The organism is Sphingosinicella humi (assembly GCF_003129465.1).
GTDB lineage: Bacteria > Pseudomonadota > Alphaproteobacteria > Sphingomonadales > Sphingomonadaceae > Allosphingosinicella > Allosphingosinicella humi.
In genome coordinates this window covers 2,386,562-2,410,570 of record NZ_QFFF01000001.1, presented here as the reverse complement: position 1 = coordinate 2,410,570, position 24,009 = coordinate 2,386,562, and the positions used below count along the sequence as shown (strand labels likewise).

Genomic DNA, 24,009 nt, shown 5'->3' with positions numbered 1-24,009 from the left:
AATATTCGAATATACTCAAATTGCCCTGCCCTGCCCCCGGGGGACCAAGTGATCTTTGCGTTGAACGCGGCCTGAAGGGCTTCGGCCTCGGTCATGGCGAGATTGGCTATGAAATGCATAATAGATCGGCGGTCTTTGTCTTGGGCCATCATTTTTCCAATCGCTGGTGCCGCCGATGGCGGCGGTACTGCGGCCGATACGGGCGCATGGCGGGCAGACGTCCGCTTTGAGGAGCCTGAAAACAGCCGGCAACGACGAGGATGGGCGCGTAGCGGAAGGCTGCATGTCTTCGGCTCGAGCAGTTTCGATGATCAATTGATGGGATCGCGCAGCTCGATCCACACCGGCGCGTGATCGCTCGTCTTTTCCCAGCCGCGCACGTGGGCATCGACCTGAGCATCGATGAGGCGGTCGGTGAGCGCGGGACTGAGGAGGAGGTGATCGATCCGAAGACCCGCGTTTCGCGCGTAAGCGTTCCGAAAATAGTCCCAGAAGGTGTAGATGACGGCGTCGGGATGAATGGTCCGGAGCGCGTCGACCCAACCTTGCTCGAGCAGGCGCAAATAGGCCGCCCGCGCTTCGGGAGCGAACAGAGCGTCATCGACCCATCTCTCGGGTTTGTAGACGTCCTTCTCCGTCGGCATGACGTTGTAATCGCCGGCGAGAATTGCGGGCACATCCGCTGCGATGAGGTCAGCGGCGTGCTCCACGAGACGCTCGAACCACAGGAGCTTGTAGTCGAACTTGGGCCCCGGCTTCGGATTGCCGTTAGGCAGATAGAGGCCGCCCACGAGAATGCCGGCCACGGCCGCCTCGATGTATCGGCTGTGGCTATCGTCCGGATCGCCTGGCAATCCTCGACGCGTTTCGACCGGCGCGCCTATGCGGCTGAGGATAGCGACGCCGTTCCAGCGGGGCTGTCCGTGCCAGATCGCTCGATAGCCAGCATCCTCGATTGCCGCCTCCGGGAACCGTTCCTGCGGCGCTTTCAGTTCTTGCAGGCACACAATGTCTGGGCGGGCCTCGGCGAGCCAGCGCAGGAGCACCTGAAGCCGCCCGTTGATGCCATTCACATTGTAGGTCGCGATCTTCATCCGATGCTCGCCCAGATCAATGTGGCAATTCCATCCGCGCGACCTTCAACCACAGTATCAAAGGAGAGGCAGTCGCTGATCGATCATACTCCGACCAAACAGCGACCCCTTCTCTGCCCTCTTCGCCAGGTGCTGAGCGTCTTTCATCAGGTAGTGCTGCGGAGTTTCGACACGCTCCAGCTCGTCCCATGTGATCGGCGCCGCCACGGGTGAGCCCGGTCGCGCTCGCAGCGAGTAGGGCATGATTGCTGTGTGCGTCCGCTGATTGCGCAGATAATCGAGGAAGATGCGCCCTCGCCGCTTCGCGAGAGGAAGCGCAACGGTGAACCGATCTGGCGCCGCTTCCGCGAGGGCTACGCAGAAGCTTTTGGCAAAGGCGCGCACCTCATTCCAGCCCTGCTCCGCCGCGAACGGCACCACCACGTGGATGCCCTTCCCGCCGGTGAGGAGCGGCCACGACTTAAGGCCGATTGCCTCTAGGGAACGGCGGAGCTGAAATGCGGTGTTCCGGACCTGCGAGAAGGTGACTCCCTCTCCAGGATCGAGGTCGAAGGCGATCCGGTCCGGCCGCTCATAGTCCGGCACGCGAGAGCCCCAGGCGTGGAACTCGACGGCGCCGGCTTCGACACAGGCGAGCAGCCCCTCGAGGCTGTCGATGAATAGATAATCCTCCGTCCGCCCGTTCTTCTGAAGAACCGGAATCTTGTGGATCGGCTCATCAAACGGGTGCTCCGTCGGCGGGTGGTTCCGGTTGCGCTGGAAGAAGCAGTAGCGGCCGTGGCACCGGAATAGATTGAGCGGGCGATTGCAGAGGTGTGGGAGCATCAGCGGTCCAACCTCACGATAGTAGGCCAGCAACGCGGACAGGTCCGGCACAGCGCCATGCTCCACATGGTAGCCTGGTTCCTTGCTGGGACCGCCGGTTCGTTTCTTCTGCGCGGAGCGCGACGGCTCGGCCGGCAGACGCAAGATCGACTTTACGGTCGCATGGCGCAGCATCTCCTCGCCCTGGAGGTGCCTCACGCGGACCCGCATTTCGGGTTTGAGCCAACTCGTCTCCGGCCGTGGATCCATGTGCAGCGCTGGCCTGTCTGTCTTCAGCCGCTCGTTCGCGCGCCAGAAGCGCTCCCGATCGGCCTCGGAAAAGGTGACCATCGCGGCTCCCGCATATTCCAGGCGATGATCCTCCGTTTCGCGCGCCAGCAGCGCCACGGGAGCCAGGTCCCCTTTGGATGTGCCGATCACGACGAACTCGCTCTCGGTGAAGCTCTTCGACTTCAGCCAGGTCTTGGCCGGGCCGCTGCGGTAGCGGCTGCCGAGCTTCTTGGAGACGATCCCTTCCAGGCCCATGCGCTCGGCCGCCGCGAAGAACTCTGATCCGCCGCCGATGACATGATCGCTGAACTGGAACGGCTGGCCGGGTGTATTCTCGCCTATCAGATCGCGGAGTTTGGCGCGCCTTTCCTCCACAGGCTCGCGACGCAGATCCTGCCCGTCGAGGTGCAGGAGGTCGAAAGCCATGAAGATGAGCCCTCGCGGCCTTCTCTTCGCCAGCTCACGCCGAAGGCCGTGAAAATCTGGGATGCCATTGGCACCTTGAAGGATAACTTCGCCATCGAGGATGGCGGTCTCGCAGTCGAGCTCCGCCAAAGCGTTCACGAGGTGAGCATATTGGCTCGTCCAGTCGAGGCCGGTGCGGGTGAAGGCGCGACTTTGATCGCCGGCTACGATGATCTCGGTGCGGTAGCCGTCATATTTCAGCTCATGGAGCCACCCGTCACCCTCAGGAGGCGAATCCACCAGCGCAGGTCGCATTGGCTCAATGAAGCTGAGGCTGGTCGCGAGAGTCGTCACCGAGTTGAATCGCTCAGCAACAGAAGCGGTTCCGGCGACGCCTGCCGCTATCGCCGTCCTGGCGCTTTCGGGGGCAGCACCTCCGATCTAAATTCACGCCCGCCGCATCGCCTGCAGGGCCCACGAATCCTGCGGCCGAGCTCCAGAATACCGGTAGAGCCGTCACCGCGACGCGCCTGTTTAAGCCTTTCGATGATGGCTCTCGGCGGCAACAAGACCCGCGCCGGGCACTGCTCACACGCAATGGCAATGAGCACGTCCTTGTCATTGAGGTAAGCCACCAGTGGGACGCCTTTGGGATAAATGGCGCTGACTTCCTCAAGCTTGCAGCCGTCCCAATGGCCGCAGCGCAAGGCCTGGATCAGGTGCTGAGGCGGTTGATCGCCCCTGCCCGCTTGAACGGCCGCGCGGAAATCGATCTCCACACGGCGATGGCAATCGCGGCGGCCACACTTCAAGAGCATCTCCTGCCCCCGCTGGTAGAAGCCAAGCACCGTCGCAACCGCCACAACCCGGAGATTATCCGAGCTAATTTGCCACCCGGGCACGAGGAATGGCTTGAGCTCTGCCAGCCGGGCTGCGCGTCGCTTTTCGTCGCGCTTGCTGCGACTGAGGTTGGCGCTCATTGGAAACCAGGGTGCTGCGAGGACATGAGGAACAAATACAGAACATCGCGTCTGAGTCGCTACCCCTCCGGAGCCGGTCAGTCTGCGCGTGTGCTGGCGTCTGGCGCCCGCGTTGAGTGGCCCGAGCGTCAAAGGGGCCGCGTGCTCACAATTGATGACGAAGATCCAGGTCAGGCGACCTGCTGCGAAGTTTAGAAGCGTGATCCTGATCTAGTACCCGCAGCGATCCCGACGGCTAGCGCAATAATGAGGACGCCAGAACCACCGTGAGCTTTGCGACCGTGGCTCCCATGCTCCGGACCTCCTGCAGCGGCGACTGGATCTCCCATGATCGCATTTGCTCAGCTCCGGGCTGCGATCCAGGCATCGACCTGCCGTTCGAGGATTGAAAGGGGGAGCGAGCCGGCGCCAACCAGGAGATCGTGGAAGCCCTTGATGTCGAACCTTGGACCAAGTTCGCGTTCGGCCTTGCCGCGCAACTCCATGATCTTGAGCATGCCGATCTTGTAGCCGGTGGCCTGCCCGGGCAACGTGATGTACCGGCGGACCTCCGAGCGGGCCTGGTCGGGAGAAGCGCGGCCGGACGCCACCATATAGTCTATGGCTTGCTGCTCATTCCAGCCCTTGGCGTGAATGCCGGTGTCGACGACCAGGCGCGCAGCACGGAACAACTCGGCTTCGAGGCGCATGAAATCGCTGGCTACGTCGGGATAGGCGCCCATCTCCTTGCATAAGGCTTCGGCGTAGAGGGCCCAGCCCTCGCCGAACGCCACGTAACGCGTGGCCTGGCGAAACTTCGGCCCGCTCGTCTGCCCGACCTGGATATCGCCCTGCATGACGTGGCCGGGCACGCCCTCGTGGCACATCAGGTCGATGGTGGCATCCGGCGCCGGATCGTCGGTGGTGCCGAGCAGGTGAACATAGACGCGGCCCGGACGGGCGCCATCGGGCGTGGGCGGCGCGGCGTGCGCGGCTCCGCCGGCGACTTCGCTGAACGATGGCTCGCGCACCACCTCCATGCGATGCGCCGGAAGGATACCGAAATATTTCGGCAGCAGCTCACGATTGCGCGCGATGGCGGCGTTCGCGTTGCGCAGATATTCGGCGCGAAGCTCGTCCGTCCACGGCCGGGGCGGATTGCGACGCTCGCGCTCGGCATAATAAGCTAGGCGATCCTTCGAACCCGCCTGGCGGGCCAGTGCGTCCTGCTCTCCTTCGATCCGCTTGACCTCCTCGAGGCCGATTTCATGGATCTGTTCTGCGGTGAGATCGGTGGTCGTATTCAGCTTCAGCGCGGCGGCATACCAGTCAGCACCTCCTGGCAGCGACCCCGCGCCGACGCGCCCGCTCGGCGCGTGCGGCAACGCGCTTTCGGCCCAGGCGATCACCCGCTCATAGGCAGGCTTGATCGAGAGCAGGGCGGTTCGCGTGTCGGCGAGAAGCGCCCGCGCCTGCTCGTCGGTGACCTTGCCGCTCGACTGAAGCTTGGCCACCTTGGCTTCAGCATCGGCCCACAGAGGCGAGGCGGCGCCTTCATCGAACGGTGCACCGGTGATGATGGCCCGGCTGCCGTCGATCACACGCTCGACCTGGAATTTCGGTGCGTGCACGCCGATCGCAGCGGAGGCCCGGCTTTGGGTGATGGCTTCGTCCAGCACTGCCGGGATGGCGCGAAGGCGGGCTGCATAGGCCCGCATGTCGGCCGCATCCTGCACGACGTGCGTGTTGATCATGAAATCGGGCAGCCGCGAATGTGCCGAATAGAGGAACGAGTAGAAAGGCGGCGAATATTGGCGGTAGCGGTAGCGGAGCTCTGCACGGTCGAGCTCAAGCGCCCAGATGTCGTAGTTGACCTGCGCGCTTGGGGAGAGCTTGGCGCGGTCGAATTGCGACTTCATGCGCGAAACGCTGGCGCGGCGCCATTCCAGCTCCCGGAGCTCAGCGGCCTCGCTGATGTCGTCGAGCCGATCCTGTCCCTCCTTCATGCCAAGCCGCGTCGCCAGTTGAGGATTGTGTCGCAGCTGCTCGGCAAATTCCTTGTCCAGGAACGCATACAAGCGCGCGTCCTCCGCCTCCGCCACGACTGCCGGCGCCTGGGCCGAGACGGCAGAAAACGAAGGCACAGCGAATGCGAAGGCGCTGGCGGCGAGAAGAAGCGATTGGCGCATATTTGGGACCCTCCTGTGAGGTCAGCTTATCGGCCCCGATGGATGCGGTGAAGCTGCAGTTATCACGAGGTCAGACGTTCTATGCTGACGCGCCAGGAAGGGCCGCTGAGCAGATGTCTGCAATGCCAGCACAGCCGAACGTCTCCGTCTGGCCGCGAGCGGACCGTCCGTCCTTCGTGCAAGAGGGGGCCAAAGCGCCCCCCTTCGGTGAGTGGCGGAGGAAGAGTGGAAAGCCGCCTTTAAGATTCGACCGGCATATCGAGCAGAGCACAGTCGGAGGCGGAGCCGTCATGACATTCTACGCTGCAGCAATGCCAATGTATGGTCCTTTAGAAGGCCACATCGACCGGCACCCTTTCAATGATCTGTATGTAGCGGTGCTAGCTGCGAGGGCAAAAGCTGAGAATGGTCACTTGTTTGCTCAGGTTGAAGATGAAGAAGGCAACGTGCTGGTTGATGAAAGAGATCTTGCAACCTGGACGGCTGAAGCGGCTGCCGCTGTGCTCAGTTGTCCGAGCTGTAGTCGGAGGATGCGGGTGCCCCGCCGAAAGCAGCTGAGGATAAAGTGCCCTTCTTGCGCGAAGCAGTGGGTCCAGCAGACTTGAGTGCAATCCCCTGGAGATTGTAGGCTGGCGACAGGCCATGCTCCCGCTACTGCGTGTGTCAATCCTCGGTGTGAACCCAATAGCTTGACCGATCAGCGCACAATTTTCGATCGAGATTGACATCAACCCGCATGACAGCAATTCCAATTGTCGGCACCCCCGCTAGCGGCTCGCCCGGCAGCAATGGGCGCAAATCAGACCATCGAGCGATGGCGAAATGGCGCGGGAAGCCGGAGCCATCCATTTTGAGTCTTCAACCGTTAAGCGGGCCTGAGTTCATAAGCCCGATCAAAGGCCTCCTCTAAGGGCCTGCTAACGCCTCGCAAGCCTTCCACAACCTGATGCGCCCACTCGAAATAGTCACACCGACGTTGATGATCCCAATCAGGGGGCGGGCAGCTCACAAGATCTCGCAAATTGGCGATTTTGTCGGCCATCTTCACGAGCTTTGCTCGTTCGGACTTTGAGGACGCTTTCTGGATCTGAAGTCTCTTACGCTCAGCCGGCTCCAATTTCTTGTCGTCTGTGACTTCAGCGACGACGCTCGCCACCTCCCCACCAAAGTGTTCGTGGACCTCATCCGGCGTCGTCACGGTGTCTTCGACCACGTCATGTAGCAGGGCCGCGACGATTGTGACGCTGTCGGTGATGCCTCCCTCCTCCGCCAGGATCGCAGCGACCGCCAGCGGATGATTAATGTAGGGAGAAGCGGCCGCATCCTTGCGGCGCTGCGTGCTATGCCGCTGAGCTGCGAAATGTGCAGCTCGCAATATCAAACCTAAATCTGCAGACATATCCCCTCCCCTCTGAGTTCATTTATTGAGCCTAACCCAGCCGGGGGTCTCGGTCGAACCCACCTTGGCTTGAGGGTGCCCTGAGCCTTTTCTCTCGCGGCAGCAGCTTGAGTTCCCGAAGACGCTGACCTTCTTCAACCCGGTTAGTTCTCGCCCCCTAGACCTGTAGGCGCACCCACGAAGGACAAAGGCTGCAAAAATTCCATTTGTAACTTCTCCAATTGGGTTCTATTGTGGTTTTCACGAAAGGAAGTTTCACGGTGAACGTTCGACAGTTCGAAAAATTTCTCACCCAATATGGCGCGTCGGCGGCGAGCCTCGACATGATCACTCGGAAGCTTCGCTCCATGGAGCTGCTGCCTGTGGGCGGGCGAGGCCCCAACGCCCCCACGATTGGTCCGGCGGAAGCCGCTTGGATCCTCCTGGTTCTCGCTGGATCCAGCATCCCTACTGCTGCCGACGCCACGGCAAGCCGCATCCGGTCGCTCAAGTCGGTCAAGAAGCATGCCGATGGCTCGGATTGGTTTCTCCATCACGCCATCAGAGATCTCCTCGGCCATCGCGACACCCTGGCAACCGTCAAAGAGGTCCGTGTCTGCCGCACGACATCCGCCGCCACCATAATTTACGAAGATGGACGCGAGGATCATTTCGTCGGGTCTATCCTTCCCTTTCTCAACAATCCGGACTTGAGAGGCCTCGATTTTCGGGTCGACGGTGTCCTCTCGAAGCATCTCCTCCTCCACTCAGCTCAGGCAATCGCCCCTACAGAAGAGGCGAAGGTTAGCGGCTAATGAGCTTGGGGACGGTCAATCAGTCAGAGGAGGCTCGACGGGATGCTCCCGTTCGACCGATCCTGCCCGACTGGCCGCGCCTTATGAGGATTGAATTGGCTGCCCCATATCTGGGTGTCAGCCCCAGTACCTTTCGAAGCCTCAATATCGCAGCTCACACCATCGGCAGGTGTGTGCTGTGGGACCGCGCGGACCTCGATCGATATGCTGACCGTTTGGGAAATCAACCGCTTGCCGAGCCTGATCGATTAGCGGAAGCTGCTGAGGTGGAACGCCGGTTCCTGGAGCGTCGCCGTGGCACGAACTAACCTCCGCTACACCTATATCGCCAAGGGCCGCTATTGGCGCTTCCGCCACAGTAAAATCGGCGACGTGCCCCTCCCTGAGCAGCCTGGCTCAGAGGCATTTCATAAGCGCTACAGCGAGTTGATGGCGAAAGTGAACAAAGCGGAGCCGACCGAAAACCGTCAGTCTCTAGCTTGGCTTACAGCGAAATATCGCAAGAGCGTTGAACTAGCATCGCTGTCGGATGCTACGCAGAAGGACTACCTTCAGACGCTTGATCTAATAGACCGCGAGATGGGCGACCAACCGTTCGCATTCGTCACTCGGAAAATGATCAAGGCGGTGCGGGATGACTACGCCGCCACGCCACGTAAGGCTCATAAAATCAAACAGATGATGTCGCGCCTTTATAGCTGGGCGGAAGAGGACGACCTAGTTGCAGAAGGCTTTAACCCAGCCGCAGGGATCAAGAAGTTGAGCCGCAAGGGTGGCGAGAAGGAATATGTCGTCTGGTCTGAGGCCGAAATTGCACTGATGCTCAAAGAGACGCCAGCCTTCATGAAGACCGTCATTCTGGTAACCCTCTATACCGGACAGCGCGTCGCGGACGTAGCCCGAATGACTTGGCAGCAGTTTCAGGGCGATGTTGTTCGGGTGAGGCAGTCCAAAACCGGAAATCCGCTTATAATCGCGTGTCACCCCGTCCTCAGGGATCACCTCAACGATCTGCGCCGCAAGCTTGATGCTGATGGCAAGCGCGGCATCATGATATGCACGAGCGCTGTAGGCCGCCCGTATAATGCAAACAGCCTCTCATCAGCCGTAGGACGTGCTGTCCGAGCGGTCGAAGAGATGCCCAACGACCGCTCCCTTCACGGCCTTCGTTATGCTGCTGGATCGATGCTTGAGGAAGCCGGCTGCACCGTCGCAGAGATCGAATCTGTCCTCGGTCATGAGACGTTCAAAATGGCGCTAAAATATGCCTCGCAGCGCCTGCGGTCGAAGGCGGCGATGGAGAAGGCGGAGCACGCATAGCCAGCTCGATCTTGGGTGAGAACAAATCAAGTCAGTGCGAACTCGGTCCAAAAAACTGCGAACTCGACATTGACACCACCCCAAAACCCTACCATTTCCGCCGCTCCGGCCCGATGGCGGAGTGGTTACGCAGAGGACTGCAAATCCTTGCACGCCGGTTCGATTCCGGCTCGGGCCTCCACTTCCTCTTGAAACTCACCGTCTAAGGCTGCTCCGACAAGGCGGCCTCGAACAGCTGTTCGAGCTTGCGGCGGACGATGCCCCGGTCCTCGTCGCAGAGGGGACCGACCTGCATGACGGTGCGCAGGATCGTCGTCCCCATGAATATGGCCATGGCGAAGCTCGCCCGCACCGGAGCGTTGCGGCCTCCGATCAGATCCGCGAAGGGCTCTAGGACGTCATGGCGCAGCGATTCCCGCACGATCTCGGCGGCCTTGGGAGACGAGGCTGAGCGCAGGATGATCAGCAAGCGCTCGACATCGTTGCGGTCGGTTTCACAGCCATTGTCGAGCATGAGATCGGCGAGGCGCGCGGGCAGGTCGGTCGAATCCCCGTCGAGCGGCAGCTTGCCTTCGCGATCGCCGCGCAGCACCTCCTGAAAAAGCTCCTCCTTGCTACCGAAATAGCGGCTGACCAGCGCGACATCGACGCCGGCGTCGCGGGCGATGTCGCGAAGGCCGACGCACTCATAGCTGTCCTGGAGGAAGCGTCGGGTGGCGGCGATGAGGATGGCTTGGCGGGTGGCGGCGGCGTTGCGGGTGCGCCCCGGCCCGAGGTCGGAACATTTCATGGCTTTCAATACCATAGCTTGTAGCAAGGTCAACGCGTGATGACTTTTATGTCGACAGTCGTTGACATGAGATGAACAGGTTCATAGGTGCGTCGTCCGCCATCGACCCAGGGCGGCCAGATCGAGCGGACGTCGATCCGCCCAGGCAGCGTTACAGGATATTATTAATATGTATTTCAAAAGCTTCGCTGCGGCGGCCGCCGGTCTCGTGCTGCTCCTCTCCGCCTGTTCGTCGGGCGAGTCGCAGCAGCCGCCGCCCGCGCCGCCGGTCACCGTTGCCGCGCCGCTGGTCCAGGAAGTTGTCGACTGGGACGATTATGTCGGCCGCTTCGAGGCGATTCAGCGCGTCGAGGTGAAGCCGCGCGTCACCGGCTATCTCCAGCGCGTACATTTCCGCGACGGTGACTATGTCCGGGCGGGGCAGACCCTGTTCACGGTCGACGCCCGCCCGGCGCAGGCGCAGCTCGATCAGGCGCGGGCGCAGCTCGCCCGGGCCGAGGCATCGCTCGCCAACGCCCGCACCGAGCTGGAGCGATCGAAGACGCTGGCGGCTTCCCGCGCCGCGAGCGAGGAGGAAGTGGAGGCGCGCGAGGCCGCCGTCCGCACCGGCCTCGCCGACGTCAACGCCGCCCGGGCCGCCGTCCGCGCCAACCAGCTCACCGTCGGCTTCACGAGCGTGGCGGCGCCGATCTCCGGCCGGGTGTCGGAGCGGCTGGTCGATGTCGGCAACAGCGTGACGGCCGACCAGACGGTGCTCACCACCATCGTCTCGACCAATCCCATCCACTTCGCCTTCGAGGGTTCCGAAGCGCTGCTGCTCAAATATCAGAGGCAGAATTCGGGCGCCTCGCGCGGCACGCCGGTGCGCATCCGCCTCCAGGACGAGAGCACATACGCCCATGCCGGCACGCTCGATTTCGTCGACACGACCATCGGCTCCGCCTCCGGCACGGTGCGCGCCCGCGCGGTCGTGCAGAACCCGGACGGATTCCTGAAGCCGGGCATGTTCGGCCATCTGCGTCTCGCCGGCACCCAGCCCTATCGGGCGATGCTGGTGCCGGACACGGCGATCGTCACCGACGCCGCCCGCAAGCTGCTCTATGTCGTCGACAAGGAAGGCAAGGTCGTGCCGAAGCCGGTCGTACTCGGACCGATGCTGGGCGACCTGCGCGTCATCCGCAGCGGGATCGAGCAGAGCGACCGAGTCATCATCGGCGGCATCCAGCGCGCGATGCCGGGCCAGACGGTCACCGCGAAGGCCGGCCAGATCAAGCCGCCCACCCTCCAGGAAGGCAAGGCCATCGAGCCCGCCAACGCACCCCCGGCGTCCGTCGCGACGCCGGCCGCGGCGGCGCGTTGAGGATAGCCCGACATGAACATATCCTCCTTCTTCATCGAGCGGCCGATCTTCGCGTCGGTGATCGCGGTGTTCATCACCCTGATCGGCGCCTTCGCCTATCCGCAGCTGCCGCTCTCCCAATATCCGGAGATCGCGCCGCCGACGATCAGCGTCCAGGCCTTCTATCCCGGCGCCACCGCCGAGACGATGGCCGAAACCGTCGCCGCGCCGCTGGAGCAGGAGATCAACGGCGTCGAGAACATGCTCTACATGACGTCATCCTCGACGTCGGCCGGGCAGGCGGCGATCACGGTCACGTTCAAGCCGGGCACCGACCTCGATGAAGCCCAGGTGCTGGTCCAAAACCGGGTGGCGCTGGTCGAGCCGCGTCTGCCCGAGGAAGTGCGCCGAATAGGCGTGACCGTCGCGAAGCAGTCCGAAGGCTTCCTGATGATCGTCGCCCTCACCTCGACGAATCCCGACCTCGACATCGACTATATCGGCAACTTCGCGAACACGAACCTGCGCGACCGGCTGCTGCGCATCGAGGGTGTCGGCGGCGTGATGGTGTTCGGCGGCGGCAATTATTCGATGCGCGTCTGGATCGATCCGGACCGCGCGGCCGCCCGCAATCTGACCGCCAGCGAGATCGTCCAGGCGCTCCGCACCCAGAATGTGCAGGTGGCCGGCGGCGCCATCGGCCAGCCGCCCTTTGCGTCGGGCAATCCCGCCTTCGAGCTGCCGATCCAGGTTCAGGGTCGCCTCAACGACCCCGCCCAGTTCGCCAATATCGTCATCAAGACGGACGCGGAGACGGGCGCCATCACCCGCGTCCGCGACGTGGCGCGAGTGGAGCTCGGATCGCAGGATTACGGCATCCAGGGCACGTTCAGCGGCAAGCGCGGCGTGGCGCTGGCAATCATCCAGCAGCCCGGCGCCAACGCCCTCGACGCCGCCGAGCTGGTGCTGAACGAGGTCGAGGAAGCGTCCAGGGACTTCCCCGCCGGCATCCAATATTCGATCCCCTACAACCCCACCGAATATGTCGCGGCGTCGGTCGAGGCGGTGCAGGAGACGCTGATCGAGGCGATCGTGCTCGTCATGCTCGTCGTCCTCGTCTTCCTCCAGACTTGGCGCGCCGCGATCATTCCGATCATCGCCATTCCGGTGGCGCTGATCGGCACTTTCGCCGTGCAGCTGGCGCTCGGTTTCTCGATCAACTCGCTGTCGCTGTTCGCGCTGGTGCTGGCGGTGGGCATCGTCGTCGACGACGCCATCGTCGTCGTCGAGGCGGTGGAAAAGCATGTCCGAAACGGCCTTACGCCCAGAGAGGCGGCGCATCGGACGATGCGCGAAGTCTCCGGCGCCCTCATCGCCATCGGCTTGGTGCTCGTGGCGGTGTTCGTGCCGACGGCGTTCGTGTCCGGCATTCCGGGCATCTTCTACCGGCAGTTCGCCGTCACCATTGCGTCGGCGACGCTCATCTCGCTGCTCGTGTCCCTCACCCTCTCCCCGGCCATGGCGGCGCTGCTGCTGAAGCCGCACAAGGAGAATGAGATCGACCATGGCCCGCGTTGGCTGCGCCCCGTTCGCGTCGGCGCCGCCAAGTTCAACCGGGGCTTCGACTGGCTTTCGGAAAATTACGGCACGCTGACGGCGAAGCTGGTGCGCATGACGACGATCGTGCTGGTCGTCTATGCCGGTCTTCTCGCGCTGACCGGCTGGCGGCTGATGGACACGCCGACCGGCTTCATCCCGGAGCAGGACCAGGGCTTCCTGATCGGCGTCGTCCAGCTTCCGCCGGGCGCTTCGCTGGAGCGCACGGCCGCGGTGCTCGACCGCACGCGGGAGATCGCGATGGAGACCGAGGGCGTGATCGACGCCGCGACCTTCGCTGGCCTCGACGGCGCCAGCTTCTCCCAGGCGTCGAACGCGGCGACCATGTTCCTCAAGCTCTCCGACTTCGAGGAGCGGCGCGATCCCGCGATGAGCGCCACCGCCTTGTCGCAGCAGTTGACCGGCAAGATCGCCGGCGAGATCGACCAGGCCAACGTCTTCTTCATCGCGCCGCCGGCCGTGCCGGGCCTCGGCAACGGCAGCGGCTTCATGATGATGATCCAGGACCGCTCCGGCGCCGGCTACGACGCGCTCGCGGGCGTGACCATGGACATGATGATGTCCGCGCAGCAGGTGCCCGAGGTCACCCAGGTCTTCTCGCTGTTCAACACCGGCTCTCCGCGCCTTGAGGCCGATATCGATCGCGACCGCGCGCAGCTGCTCGGCGTCCAGCCGGCGCAGATATTCGAGGCGCTTGGCACCTATCTGGGCTCGACCTACGTCAACGACTTCAACCTGTTCGGCCGCACCTTCCGCGTGACCGCGCAGGCCGAGCCGACCTCGCGCAACGACCGCGCGGACATAGGCCGCCTCCAGGTGCGCTCGGCGAGCGGCGAGATGGTGCCGCTCTCCTCGGTCGCGACCATCAAGGAGGACAGCGGCCCCGTCCGCGTCGTGCGCTACAACCTGTTCCCGGCGGCCGAGCTGCAAGGCTCGTCCGCGCCCGGCATCTCATCGGGCGCGGCACTGGGGGCAATGGAGCAACTGGCCGCCGAAAAGCTGCCGCCCGGATTCAGCTACGAATGGACCGGCCTCGCCTTCCAGGAGAAAGCGGCGGGCAATACCGCGGCGCTCATCTTCCTGCTGGCGGTGGTGTTCGTCTTCCTGGTGCTGGCGGCGCAATATGAGGCGCTGACCCTGCCGCTGGCGGTCATCCTGATCGTGCCCATGTGTATCCTCGCGGCCATGTTCGGCGTGAACCTGCGCGGAATGGACAACAACATCCTGACGCAGATCGGGCTCGTCGTTCTCGTCGGGCTCGCCGCGAAGAACGCGATCCTGATCGTCGAGTTCGCCAAGCAGGCGGAGGAGGATCAGGGCATGAACCGGTTCGACGCGGCGGTCACCGCCGCCCGCTCGCGCCTGCGGCCGATCCTGATGACCAGCTTCGCCTTCATCTTCGGCGTTCTGCCGCTCGCCATAGCGGTGGGCCCGGGCGCGGAAATGCGCCAGGCGCTCGGCACGGCCGTGGTGTTCGGCATGCTCGGCGTCACCATCTTCGGCCTGATCTTCACGCCGGTCTTCTACGTGGTGACGCGCGGCTGGACCCGCTTCTTCCCCAAGCGAGCGGAGAAGGAGACTCACTATCCCACCGCCTATGGCGGAACGCCGCACGACCCGCTGACGGCGCCGGAAGGACCTGCGAAATGATGCGTACCCTCCTTGCCGCCGTAAGCGCCCTGGCCCTCGCCGGCTGCGCCACGGTCGGCCCCGACTACAGCTCTCCGGCGCCGGACGCCCCGGGCCAATCCGCCTTCATCGGAGGCGAGTCTCCCGCTTTCACGGGGGACGAGCCGCCGGGCCAATGGTGGAGCCTTTACAGCGATCCGCTGCTCGACCAGCTCGTGCAGGAGGCGCTGACCCACAACACGGACCTTCGCGAGGCCGCGGCCAATCTCGCCCGCTCGCGCGCGGTGCTGCGCGAAGTGCGCGCCGGCCGCCTTCCCTCCACCACCGTCAGCGGCACCGCCAGCTATGGCCGGGCCTCGGGCGCGGCCAACGGCTCCGACGAGGCGATGGAGGATGGCGAGTTCTACGATATCGGTTTCGACATCGGCTATCAGCTCGACCTGTTCGGCCGGGTCCGCCGCGCCATCGAGGCGAGCCGGGCGGACGTGGAGGCCGTCCAGGCGGCCTTCGACTTCACCCGCATCACCGTCGCGGCCGAGACGGCCCGCGCCTATGCCGACGCCTGCAATGCCGGGCGGCAATTGGGCGTCGCGCGGCGGAGCGTCGCGCTTCAGGAGCAGACCTACGACCTGACGCGCCGCCTGCTGGAAGGCGGGCGCGGCACGGCGCTGGAGACCAACCAGGCCGGAGCCCAGCTGGAACAGACGCGAGCGGCCATTCCGACGCTCGAGGCCGCGCGGCAGACGGCGCTCTACCGCCTGTCGGTGCTGACCGGCCGGCCGCCGGCGGAGTTCCCCCAGGAGGTCGCGTCCTGCGAGGCGCCCCCTGCTCTCGGCCAACCCATTCCCGTCGGCGATGGCGCCTCCCTTCTGAGCCGCCGCCCCGATATCCGCCAGGCGGAGCGCGATCTCGCCGCGGCGACGGCGCGCATCGGCGTCGCTACGGCAGAGCTCTATCCCGACATCAGCCTCGGCGGTTCGATCGGCGCCACCGCGACGGCGATCGGCGATCTCTTCACGGGTGGCGCCTTCCGCTATGCCCTGGGTCCGCTCATCTCCTGGAGCTTCCCCAACACTTCCGGTGCGCGGGCGCGCGTCGCCCAGGCGGAAGCGTCGGCCGACGCCGCCCTCGCCCGCTTCGACGGCACTTGGCTGAGGGCCCTGGAGGAGACGGAAAGCGCCCTCACCCGCTACGCCAAGGAGCTGGACCGGGTCGCCACCTTGCGCCGGGCGAGGGAGCAAAGCGCCGAAGCCGCCCGCATCGCCCGCCTCCGCTTCGAATCCGGTCGCGATCCTTTCCAGGTGGTGCTCGACGCCGAGCGTTCGCTGGCCCAGACGGAAACGGCCCTGGCCCAATCGGAGGCCCAGCTTTCGACCAACCAGATCGCCGTCTTCCTCGCGCTTGGTGGGGGCTGGGAGGCCGCGCCCACGGTTTCACGAAGGTAGACAGTCCGCCCTTCGCTCCTTTAGCCCTCTCCCGAAAGACAAAAATCGGGAGAGGGTATATGGATCGCAGGTCGTTCATGGTCTCGGCGGGTGCAGTGGCGCTCAGCGCGTCGCTGCCGGGCTATTCCGTGCTGGCGCAGGCAACCGCGGCAGCCGGCGGCGAGGATGCACGGCTGAAGGCCATGCTCGACCGCTTCTTCTACGGCCGCCTGGAGGACAGCCCCGAACGCGCCACCGGCCTCGGTCTCGACAAGGGCGATCGCGCCGGACTGAGGAGCCAGCTCGACGACTATTCCGCCGCAGGCAAGGCGAAGGACCTCGCCCGCGCCAAGGCCGAGCTGGCGGAGCTGCGCGCGGTCGACCGCGAGACGCTCTCCTACGCAAGCGCGATCGATTACGACGTCGTCGAATATGGTCTGCTGCGCGGCATCACCGCGAGCGAGCGCTTTTCCTATGGCTCCGCCGGCGGGCGTTTCGCGCCCTATGTGATCAGCCAGCTGACCGGCCCCTATCGCGGCATTCCTGATTTCCTCGACACCCAGCACCCAGTCGACAATGCGGCCGACGCCGACGCCTATCTGTCGCGCCTCTCGCAATTCCCGAAGGCGCTCGACGATAGCCTGGCCCGGCAGAAGGAAGATGCTGCGAGCGGCGTCTTTGCGCCCGACTACATTCTCGACACGACGTTGAAGCAGCTCCACGCGCTCCGCGACCAACCGGCGGCCGAGACGATCCTCGTCTCCTCCCTCGCGCGACGGGCGAAGGAAGCGGGGCTTGGCGACGATTATGCCGCCAAGGCCGAAAAGATCGTCGCCAGCGGCGTGTTCCCCGCGCTCGATCGGCATATCGCCACCGTCGAGGATCTGCGCGCCCGCGCCACCCACGATGCCGGCGTGTGGCGCCTGCCGGACGGCGAGGCCTATTATGACGGCGCGATCAAGGCGTCGACGACCACCAACATGACGCCCGAGGAAGTGCATCAGCTCGGCCTCGAGCAGGTAGCGGACATCGAGGCGCAGCTTGATCCGATCCTCCGCGCCCACGGCTTGACGCAAGGGACGCCCGGCGAGCGGCTGGCTCAGCTGAACAAGGACCCGGAGCAGCTCTATCCGAATACCGACGAGGGCCGCGCGGCGCTGCTCGCGCAGCTCAACCGGCAGATCGAGGCGATGGACGCGCGCCTGTCCGAGGCCTTTGCCACCCTCCCCAAAGCGGAAGTGGAGGTGCGCCGCGTGCCGCCGCTGATCCAGGCGGGGGCGCCGGGCGGCTATTATGACAGCGCGCCGCTCGATGGCTCCCGCCCCGCCATTTATTATATCAACCTGCGCGACACGTTCGATCGTCCGAAATTCGGCCTCGCCACCCTCACCCATCACGAGGCGACGCCGGGCCATCATCTCCAGGTGAGCCTCGCGCAGGAATCGACCGAGATCCCACTGATCCGCCGCCTCGGCGGCTATTCGGCCTATTCGGAAGGCTGGGCGCTCTATTCGGAGCAGCTGGCGGACGAGATGGGCATGTTCGAGGGCGATCCGCTCGGCCGCGCCGGCATGCTCCAGTCATTCCTGTTCCGCGCCACCCGCCTCGTCGTCGACACCGGCCTCCACGCCAAGCGTTGGAGCCGCGAGAAAGCGACCGACTATTTCATCGCCACCACCGGCATCGCCCGCGGCCGCAGCCAGGGCGAGATCGACCGCTACACCGTCTGGCCGGGCCAGGCGACGAGCTACAAGGTCGGCCATATCGTCTGGGATCGGCTGCGCACGGACGCCAAGAACAAGCTCGGCGACCGCTTCGACATCAAGGACTTCCACCAGGTGCTGCTGCAGGGCTCGGTGCCCCTCACCGTCCTCGAGAAGCTGGTGAACGACCGCGTCGCGGCGCGGATGAAGGTCTAATCAATCGATCCCCGGCGAAAGCCGGAATCCAGAACAGTGACTCTAGCTGGATCCTAGCGTTCACCGGGGACCGAAAGAATGTGGCGCGGCGGCAGGGGGGACCACCGCCGCGCCCACCGCTTATTCAGCGGCGATTGCCATCGGCTCGTCGAGGTACAGGGGGGTCTGATCACCCTCGCAGAGCAGATGGAAAACGTCCCGGTAGCCGTAATCGACGATGGCACGGCGGCGGTAGCTGGGGCCGGGGCTCGGAACCGAGGCCGGCGGATCGATCGGGGCGATGGGCCTCACATTCACGGTCGGCTTGGCCACCACCATCTCCTTGAACAACTCGCCGACGTAGCTGCCGTCGAGGCGGTAGACGTGCGTGCCGAAGAGGCGCCCCAGCGGACGACCGTCCATGGCGTGAATAAAATCGCTGAACCGGAAGCCGACGGGATATCCGTCGGTCTGATAGACATACATCGCCATGAAAAGACTGCCCCTCGTCGCTCCGCTAACCATGTGACTTGGTTAACGCCCGCGTCGAAAATGGCTCCGAAGCCTGTATCCCAGATGAACGAAAGTCCCGATATTGAGACGCTGGGTCCTGGCGCAGGACAGGGCGAGCGATAGCGACGCCGAACGGTTCGTCTCAGCTACGTTTCAGCCGTACCAGAGCCTCGTCGAGCGCCGAAAGAAAGCGCGATCGGTCGGCCTTGGAAAAGGGCGGCGGCCCGCCAACGGAATCGCCGCCGGCCCGAAGATCGGCCATTATGGCGCGGGTGGCGATGGCGGCGCCGATCGAGTTGGCGGTGAAGGGCTTGCCGTTGGAGCCGATCACGGTCGCGCCCGCCTTGAGGCATCGGTCCGCCAACAGGATATCGGCGGTGACCACGATCGTGCCCGTGTCGGACGCGTCGGCAATCCAGTCGTCGGCCGCGTCGAAGCCGGAACCGACCACGATGCGCTCGATCAACGGATGATCGGGGACGCGAAGGAAGCTGTTGCTGACGATCGCCACCGGCACCTCGTGCCGCCACGCGACCTTGTAGACTTCCTCCTTCACCGGGCAGGCGTCCGCGTCGACGAGGATGCGCACCATCACCGCGGCCTTTTCGGCCTTGCCCGGAAAGGCTTGGCCTTGTGACGCGTCGGCGGCGGCCCTGCGCGTCGGTTACGCCGCGCCTCCTCGCGCGGCTTGCCCTGCACCGGCTCGATCCGGACGCCCCCCTCGCCTTCCGGATCGCCGCCCTCCGTCCGCTTCAGCGCGGCGGCGAACCGGCCGGCGGCGGTGCGGGGAATCTCGAACAAGGTTTCGCTGGCGGCGATGCGGATGGCGCCGATCTCGTTCTTGGTGATGTGGCCGCGCCGGCAGAGCAGCGGCAATATCCAGCGCGGATCGGCGTTATGGCGCCGGCCGACATCCATGCGGAACCAGACCGTGTCCTCAAAGCCCGGGCGGGGACCGCCCGGCCCGGGCCGCTCGCCGGCTCCCTGGTCGAGCATTTCCTCGGGCGCTGGCAGGCGCGCGCGGTGAGCACGAACGAGGGCCGCCGCAATCTCTTCGGAACCGCGCTCGGCGAGCAGCCGCTGGGCGATCTCGCGGTCCTCGTCGTCGACCTCGACCGGTTCCAGCAGGGCCGCCAGCAGCCGCTCGCGGTCGTTACGGCGGATATCCTCGGGCGTGGGCGGCTTCACCCATTCGGCCGCGATCCGCGCGCCGCGCAGCATCATGTCGACCCGCTTGCGGCGCGGATAAGGGACGATCAGCACCGCCGTGCCCTTCTTGCCGGCACGCCCAGTGCGACCCGATCGGTGCTGGAGCGTCTCGGCGTCGCGCGGCAGCTCGACGTGAACGACCAGAGACAGGGTCGGAAGGTCGATACCGCGCGCGGCGACATCGGTGGCGACGCAGACGCGGGCCCGCCGGTCGCGCAGCGCCTGGAGGGCGGCGTTGCGCTCGTTCTGGCTGTGCTCGCCCGACAGCGCGACGGCGTCGAAGCCCCGCTCGATCAAGCTGGCGTGGAGCCGGCGGACATTGTCGCGGGTGGCACAGAACAGCATCGCCGTCTCCGCCTCGTGGAGGCGTAGCAGATTGACTACGGCATGTTCGATATCGGCCGGGGCGACGGCCATCGCCTGATAGCTGATGTCGCCATGGCCGCGATCCTCGCCGACGGTCGAGATGCGCAAGGCGTCCCGCTGGTAACGCCGGGCAAGCGCGACGATGGGCCTGGGCATGGTCGCCGAGAAAAGCAGCGTCCGGCGCTCCTGCGGCGTCGCGTCGAGAATTTCCTCGAGGTCCTCGCGAAAGCCCATGTCGAGCATCTCATCGGCCTCATCGAGCACCGCGACGCGCAGGCTTGAGAGATCGAGCGCGCCACGTTCGAGATGGTCGCGGAGGCGTCCGGGCGTCCCGACGACGATATGGGCGCCCTGGGCCAGGTTCCGGCGCTCCTTCGACGCATCCATGCCGCCGACGCAGGTGGCGATGCGGGCGCCGGCCTTGCCGTAGAGCCAGATCAGCTCCCGGCTGACCTGAAGCGCGAGCTCGCGCGTCGGCGCGATGATCAGGGCGAGCGGCTCGCGGATATAGGGTAGCTCACCGTTCGGCTCGAGCAGCTGCGGCGCCATGGCAAGACCGAACGCGACGGTCTTGCCGGACCCGGTCTGGGCGGAGACGATGAGGTCCCTCCCCTCCGCCGCCGGTTCCAGCACGGCGGCCTGGACCGGTGTCGGCGCGGCATAGCCGCGGGCGGCGAGAGCTTCGCCGAGCATCGGCGGCAATTGGGAAAAGTGCATGGACATCCAAATGGGTTGCGCCGCGAAGGCGGCAAGGGAGGAATGAGAAACGGGGTCTTCGACTTGGCTTGGATCAGTGATAAGAATGGGCCAGCGGACCGCGGCATGGGGGCCGGGTTCGCCAGGGGGAGACCAGATGAAGCCCGAAGCCGCCCTTCAGCTCTGCCAGATCGTGGCAAGGCTTGCCGACACCGTCGAAAACATCGCGCGCGAGACGCGGACCAGCGAGCATGAGCTCGCTCGCATAGGCAACATCCGCCAGGATACGCTATACCTGATGAACGATCTTCGAAAGAAATCCTTCTTCTAGCGGCACGCGGGTCACAGGGCCTGGCCGGCGGCCCAGCCGCTCGCCCACGCCCATTGGAAGTTATAGCCGCCGAGCCATCCGGTGACATCGACGCCCTCGCCGATGGCATAGAGGCCGGGCACCCGCTTGGCCTCCATCGTGCGGGAGGAGAGGCCGTCAGTGCTGATTCCCCCCGCCGTCACTTCGGCCTTGGCAAAGCCCTCGGTGCCGTTCGGACTGAACTGCCAATCGGCCAGCCGCCTTTCCGCCTCTTCAAGCTTGCGGTCCGGCATGTTGGCGAGTTCGCCCCAGAGGCCGAGCCGCTTGGTGAGCGCCTCCGCCAGGCGGCCGGGCAGGCGTTCGCCGAGGAGGGTGTGGAAATGCGTCCTGGGGCGTTCGCGCTTGGCGTCCAGGAGCCAGTGGCGGCCGGAGGCTGGTAGGAAGTCTATCCCGACCGGCTCGCCATGGCGCCAGTAGGACGACACCTGCAGGATGGCCGGGCCGGAAAGTCCCTTGTGCGTGAACAGCGCCGCCTCGCGAAACGCCGCCTTGCCGGCCCGGGCAACCACTTCCGTCGCGACGCCCGAGAGCTCGCGGAACAGCACTTCGTCGCCGCCCAGGGTCAAGGGCACAAGCGCCGGCCGGGGTTCGACCACCTTCAGGCCGAACTTGCGCGCGAGATCGTAGGCGAAGCCGGTCGCCCCCATTTTCGGTATCGACGGCCCGCCCGTCGCGATCACCAGGGCCGGCGCCGAGGCGGTCAACTCGCCGTAGCGGACGCGGAACTGCCCATCCGCATGCTCCACGTCGCGCACCGGCTTGCCCAGGGAAACACGGGCCGCGCCCTTCGCGCATTCCTCCATCAGCATGGCGACGATCTGCCGCGCCGAGCCGTCGCAGAAGAGCTGGCCCAGCGTCTTCTCGTGCCAGGCGATGCCGTGCCGGTCGACGAGATCGATAAAATCCCGAGCGGTGTAGCGGCTGAGCGCCGATTTGGCGAAATGGGGATTGGCGGAGAGATAGCGGTCGGGCGCGGTGTGGATGTTGGTAAAGTTGCATCGCCCGCCGCCGGAGATGAGGATCTTCTTACCCGGCTGATCGGCATGGTCGATCAGCAGCACCCGCCGCTCGCGCTGGCCGGCGGTCGCCGCGCACATCAGCCCCGCGCCGCCGGCGCCGAGGACGATCGCATCGTAGAGGGTGGTCAATTCATCATCCCGGCGAAGGCTGGGATCCCAGGACGAGCAGTCGCGGCGGGGCTCCGCGAGACCCCGGCCTTCGCCGGGGTGACGTCCACGGTCACGCCCGCTCCTTCGTCGCCGTGAAGCGCAGCTTTGGATTGCGCTGCTCGTGGAAATTGAGCTCCCACAGATCCTTCGCCATGAATACCGGCGCGCCATCGCGGTCGGTGGCGGTGGCGTTCTTGTGGGTCTCCATGAAGGCTTTGAGATCGGCCGGGTTGTCGGCCGCGATCCAGCGCGCAGTGTCCCAGGGCGACGGCTCGAACCGCGCGTCGACCTTATACTCGGCCTCCAGTCGCGAGATCAGCACATCGAGCTGGAGCTGGCCGACGACGCCGACGATCCAGTTGGCGCCGATCGAAGGGTAGAAGACCTGCGTCACCCCCTCTTCCGCCATATCGTCCAGCGCCTTCCTCAGCTGCTTGGTCTTGGTGGGGTCGGCGAGCACCACTCGGCGCAATATCTCCGGCGCGAAGTTGGGAAGGCCGGTGAAGCTGATCGCCGCATCCTCGGTCAGCGTGTCGCCGACCCGGAGCGTGCCGTGATTGGGAATGCCGATGATGTCGCCGGGAAAGGCCTCGTCGGCCAGCTCCCGGTTCTGGGCGAAGAACAGGATCGGGCTGTGCACCGCGATCGACTTGCCGGTCGAGGGCTGGAGCAGCTTCATGCCGCGCTTGAACCGCCCCGAGCAGAGCCGCATGAACGCCACGCGGTCGCGGTGCTGCGGGTTCATGTTGGCCTGGACCTTGAAGATGAAGCCGGTGACGGCGTTGTGGTCCGGATCGACCGGGCCGGAACTCGCCGGCTGCGGCAGCGGCGACGGCGCATGCTCGCCGAGCGCCGCGATCAGCTCCCCGACGCCGAATTCCTTCAGCGCCGATCCGAAATAGACCGGAGTCAGATCGCCGGCGAGGTAGGCGGCGGAGTCGAACTCCGGATAGGCCGCGACGGCGAGCGAGGCTTCCTCGCGCAGCCGGGCGAGCCCTTCGGCCGAGACGGTCTCGGCGAGCTTGGGATCGTCGAGGCCGGTGAACTCCGCCGTGTTTCCCTCGAAATGGCCGCTGTCGGTCTTGGCCGGCAAATGCAGCCGGTCGGCCCGAAGGTCGTAAATGCCCTCGAACTCCCCGCCCATGCCCACCGGCCAGCTCATCGGCGCGACGTCCAGCGCCAGCACGTCGGCGATCTCGTCGAGCAGGGCGAACGGCTCCTTGCCCTCGCGGTCGACCTTGTTGACGAAGGTGATGATGGGCACGTTGCGCAGCCGGCAGACCTCGAACAGCTTGCGCGTCTGGGTCTCGATACCGCGCGCCGCGTCGATCACCATCACGGCGGAATCGACGGCGGTGAGCGTGCGATAGGTGTCCTCGGAAAAGTCCTCGTGGCCCGGCGTGTCGAGCAGATTGTAGGTCACGCCCTCATGCTCGAAGGTCATCACCGAGCTGGTGACTGAGATGCCGCGCTGCTGCTCGATCTTCATCCAGTCCGAGCGGGCGCGGCGGTTCGCTCCGCGCGCCTTCACCTCGCCGGCGAGATGGATGGCGCCGCCGAAGAGGAGCAGCTTTTCGGTGAGCGTCGTCTTGCCGGCGTCCGGGTGCGAGATGATCGCGAAGGTGCGCCGGTCCGGGCGGCCGGTCGGTCGGTTCAGCATCAAGGTGAGATCCATGGAATCGAATTCGGCGCGCCCTTAACAAAGCCGCGCCCGAAAGGCGAGCCGCCAGGCAC

The 24,009-nt window shown here is 65.1% G+C and carries 18 protein-coding genes and 1 tRNA gene; 8 read left to right on the top strand and 11 right to left on the bottom strand.

Going from position 1 to position 24,009, the window contains the following annotated elements:
• Positions 1-311: 311 nt before the first annotated feature.
• The 5 genes from xth to DF286_RS11870 all read right to left on the bottom strand — a co-directional run bounded on the left by xth (position 312) and on the right by DF286_RS11870 (position 7,141).
• Positions 312-1,094: an exodeoxyribonuclease III gene (gene xth / locus DF286_RS11890; RefSeq protein WP_109271630.1), complete on the bottom strand. Its 783-nt coding sequence runs from the start codon at positions 1,092-1,094 to the stop codon at positions 312-314.
• A 57-nt stretch (positions 1,095-1,151) separates the two neighbouring features.
• Positions 1,152-2,894: a DNA ligase D gene (gene ligD / locus DF286_RS11885; RefSeq protein ID WP_158274683.1), complete on the bottom strand. Its 1,743-nt coding sequence runs from the start codon at positions 2,892-2,894 to the stop codon at positions 1,152-1,154.
• Positions 2,895-2,995: 101 nt separating this feature from the next.
• Positions 2,996-3,574 (bottom strand): hypothetical protein, encoded by a 579-nt coding sequence (locus DF286_RS11880; RefSeq protein WP_109271628.1) that lies wholly within the window; start codon positions 3,572-3,574, stop codon positions 2,996-2,998.
• Positions 3,575-3,915: 341 nt separating this feature from the next.
• The gene (locus DF286_RS11875) at positions 3,916-5,742 is read right to left on the bottom strand and encodes a DUF885 domain-containing protein (RefSeq protein ID WP_109271627.1); all 1,827 of its coding nucleotides are present in this window, start codon (positions 5,740-5,742) and stop codon (positions 3,916-3,918) included.
• 865 nt (positions 5,743-6,607) lie between these two features.
• Entirely contained in the window at positions 6,608-7,141 is a 534-nt protein-coding gene (locus DF286_RS11870) for an HD domain-containing protein (protein ID WP_109271626.1), read from the bottom strand.
• 260 nt (positions 7,142-7,401) lie between these two features.
• Here DF286_RS11870 and DF286_RS11865 point away from each other — a divergent pair, with 260 nt between their 5' ends.
• From DF286_RS11865 to DF286_RS11850, 3 genes are all read left to right on the top strand, one after another.
• On the top strand, positions 7,402-7,935 hold the full coding sequence (locus DF286_RS11865) for a hypothetical protein (protein ID WP_109271625.1): 534 nt from the start codon (positions 7,402-7,404) through the stop codon (positions 7,933-7,935).
• Positions 7,936-8,229: 294 nt separating this feature from the next.
• A complete protein-coding gene (locus DF286_RS11855; RefSeq protein ID WP_109271623.1) occupies positions 8,230-9,255 on the top strand; it encodes a tyrosine-type recombinase/integrase in 1,026 nt (341 codons plus the stop codon).
• A 107-nt stretch (positions 9,256-9,362) separates the two neighbouring features.
• Positions 9,363-9,436, top strand: a tRNA-Cys gene (locus DF286_RS11850).
• Between the two features lie 21 nt (positions 9,437-9,457).
• Here DF286_RS11850 and DF286_RS11845 read toward each other — a convergent pair.
• Positions 9,458-10,045 carry a TetR/AcrR family transcriptional regulator gene (locus DF286_RS11845; protein ID WP_158274682.1) on the bottom strand — a complete coding sequence of 196 codons (588 nt, stop codon included), beginning with the start codon at positions 10,043-10,045 and terminating at the stop codon, positions 9,458-9,460.
• Positions 10,046-10,214: 169 nt separating this feature from the next.
• Here DF286_RS11845 and DF286_RS11840 point away from each other — a divergent pair, with 169 nt between their 5' ends.
• From DF286_RS11840 to DF286_RS11825, 4 genes are read left to right on the top strand one after another with little or no spacing between them, the layout of a single operon-like run.
• Complete coding sequence (locus DF286_RS11840) at positions 10,215-11,405, top strand: efflux RND transporter periplasmic adaptor subunit (RefSeq protein WP_109271621.1); 1,191 nt, start codon at positions 10,215-10,217, stop codon at positions 11,403-11,405.
• Positions 11,406-11,417: 12 nt separating this feature from the next.
• Positions 11,418-14,651 carry an efflux RND transporter permease subunit gene (locus DF286_RS11835; RefSeq protein ID WP_109271620.1) on the top strand — a complete coding sequence of 1,078 codons (3,234 nt, stop codon included), beginning with the start codon at positions 11,418-11,420 and terminating at the stop codon, positions 14,649-14,651.
• Complete coding sequence (locus tag DF286_RS11830) at positions 14,648-16,075, top strand: efflux transporter outer membrane subunit (RefSeq protein WP_109271619.1); 1,428 nt, start codon at positions 14,648-14,650, stop codon at positions 16,073-16,075. Before DF286_RS11835 ends, DF286_RS11830 begins: the two co-directional genes overlap by 4 nt.
• A 59-nt stretch (positions 16,076-16,134) precedes the next feature.
• Positions 16,135-17,973, top strand: a complete 1,839-nt coding sequence (locus DF286_RS11825; RefSeq protein ID WP_109271618.1) for a DUF885 domain-containing protein — start codon at positions 16,135-16,137, stop codon at positions 17,971-17,973.
• Between the two features lie 120 nt (positions 17,974-18,093).
• On the opposite strand, the gene DF286_RS11820 is transcribed toward DF286_RS11825, so the two are convergent.
• From DF286_RS11820 to DF286_RS11810, 3 genes are all read right to left on the bottom strand, one after another.
• Entirely contained in the window at positions 18,094-18,444 is a 351-nt protein-coding gene (locus DF286_RS11820; protein WP_146193611.1) for a 4-fold beta flower protein, read from the bottom strand.
• A 163-nt stretch (positions 18,445-18,607) separates the two neighbouring features.
• Complete coding sequence (locus DF286_RS11815; RefSeq protein WP_109271616.1) at positions 18,608-19,057, bottom strand: YaiI/YqxD family protein; 450 nt, start codon at positions 19,055-19,057, stop codon at positions 18,608-18,610.
• Complete coding sequence (locus tag DF286_RS11810) at positions 19,057-20,757, bottom strand: DEAD/DEAH box helicase (RefSeq protein ID WP_109271615.1); 1,701 nt, start codon at positions 20,755-20,757, stop codon at positions 19,057-19,059. Before DF286_RS11810 ends, DF286_RS11815 begins: the two co-directional genes overlap by 1 nt.
• 136 nt (positions 20,758-20,893) lie before the next feature.
• Here DF286_RS11810 and DF286_RS15175 point away from each other — a divergent pair, with 136 nt between their 5' ends.
• Positions 20,894-21,067 (top strand): hypothetical protein, encoded by a 174-nt coding sequence (locus DF286_RS15175; protein ID WP_158274681.1) that lies wholly within the window; start codon positions 20,894-20,896, stop codon positions 21,065-21,067.
• An 11-nt stretch (positions 21,068-21,078) separates the two neighbouring features.
• Here DF286_RS15175 and DF286_RS11805 read toward each other — a convergent pair whose 3' ends face one another.
• The gene (locus tag DF286_RS11805; RefSeq protein ID WP_279379360.1) at positions 21,079-22,254 is read right to left on the bottom strand and encodes a BaiN/RdsA family NAD(P)/FAD-dependent oxidoreductase; all 1,176 of its coding nucleotides are present in this window, start codon (positions 22,252-22,254) and stop codon (positions 21,079-21,081) included.
• Positions 22,255-22,345: 91 nt separating this feature from the next.
• The gene (locus DF286_RS11800; RefSeq protein WP_109272163.1) at positions 22,346-23,935 is read right to left on the bottom strand and encodes a peptide chain release factor 3; all 1,590 of its coding nucleotides are present in this window, start codon (positions 23,933-23,935) and stop codon (positions 22,346-22,348) included.
• Between the last annotated feature and the right edge of the window lie 74 nt (positions 23,936-24,009).

Coding starts and splice junctions, on each gene's coding strand:
- xth (WP_109271630.1), bottom strand. CDS start 1,094: ATGAAGATCGCGACCTACAATGTGAATGGCATCAACGGGCGGCTTCAG.
- DF286_RS11880 (WP_109271628.1), bottom strand. CDS start 3,574: ATGAGCGCCAACCTCAGTCGCAGCAAGCGCGACGAAAAGCGACGCGCA.
- DF286_RS11875 (WP_109271627.1), bottom strand. CDS start 5,742: ATGCGCCAATCGCTTCTTCTCGCCGCCAGCGCCTTCGCATTCGCTGTG.
- DF286_RS11870 (WP_109271626.1), bottom strand. CDS start 7,141: ATGTCTGCAGATTTAGGTTTGATATTGCGAGCTGCACATTTCGCAGCT.
- DF286_RS11845 (WP_158274682.1), bottom strand. CDS start 10,045: ATGAAATGTTCCGACCTCGGGCCGGGGCGCACCCGCAACGCCGCCGCC.
- DF286_RS11840 (WP_109271621.1), top strand. CDS start 10,215: ATGTATTTCAAAAGCTTCGCTGCGGCGGCCGCCGGTCTCGTGCTGCTC.
- DF286_RS11835 (WP_109271620.1), top strand. CDS start 11,418: ATGAACATATCCTCCTTCTTCATCGAGCGGCCGATCTTCGCGTCGGTG.
- DF286_RS11830 (WP_109271619.1), top strand. CDS start 14,648: ATGATGCGTACCCTCCTTGCCGCCGTAAGCGCCCTGGCCCTCGCCGGC.
- DF286_RS11825 (WP_109271618.1), top strand. CDS start 16,135: ATGGATCGCAGGTCGTTCATGGTCTCGGCGGGTGCAGTGGCGCTCAGC.
- DF286_RS11820 (WP_146193611.1), bottom strand. CDS start 18,444: ATGGCGATGTATGTCTATCAGACCGACGGATATCCCGTCGGCTTCCGG.
- DF286_RS11815 (WP_109271616.1), bottom strand. CDS start 19,057: ATGGTGCGCATCCTCGTCGACGCGGACGCCTGCCCGGTGAAGGAGGAA.
- DF286_RS11810 (WP_109271615.1), bottom strand. CDS start 20,757: ATGCACTTTTCCCAATTGCCGCCGATGCTCGGCGAAGCTCTCGCCGCC.
- DF286_RS15175 (WP_158274681.1), top strand. CDS start 20,894: ATGAAGCCCGAAGCCGCCCTTCAGCTCTGCCAGATCGTGGCAAGGCTT.
- DF286_RS11800 (WP_109272163.1), bottom strand. CDS start 23,935: ATGCTGAACCGACCGACCGGCCGCCCGGACCGGCGCACCTTCGCGATC.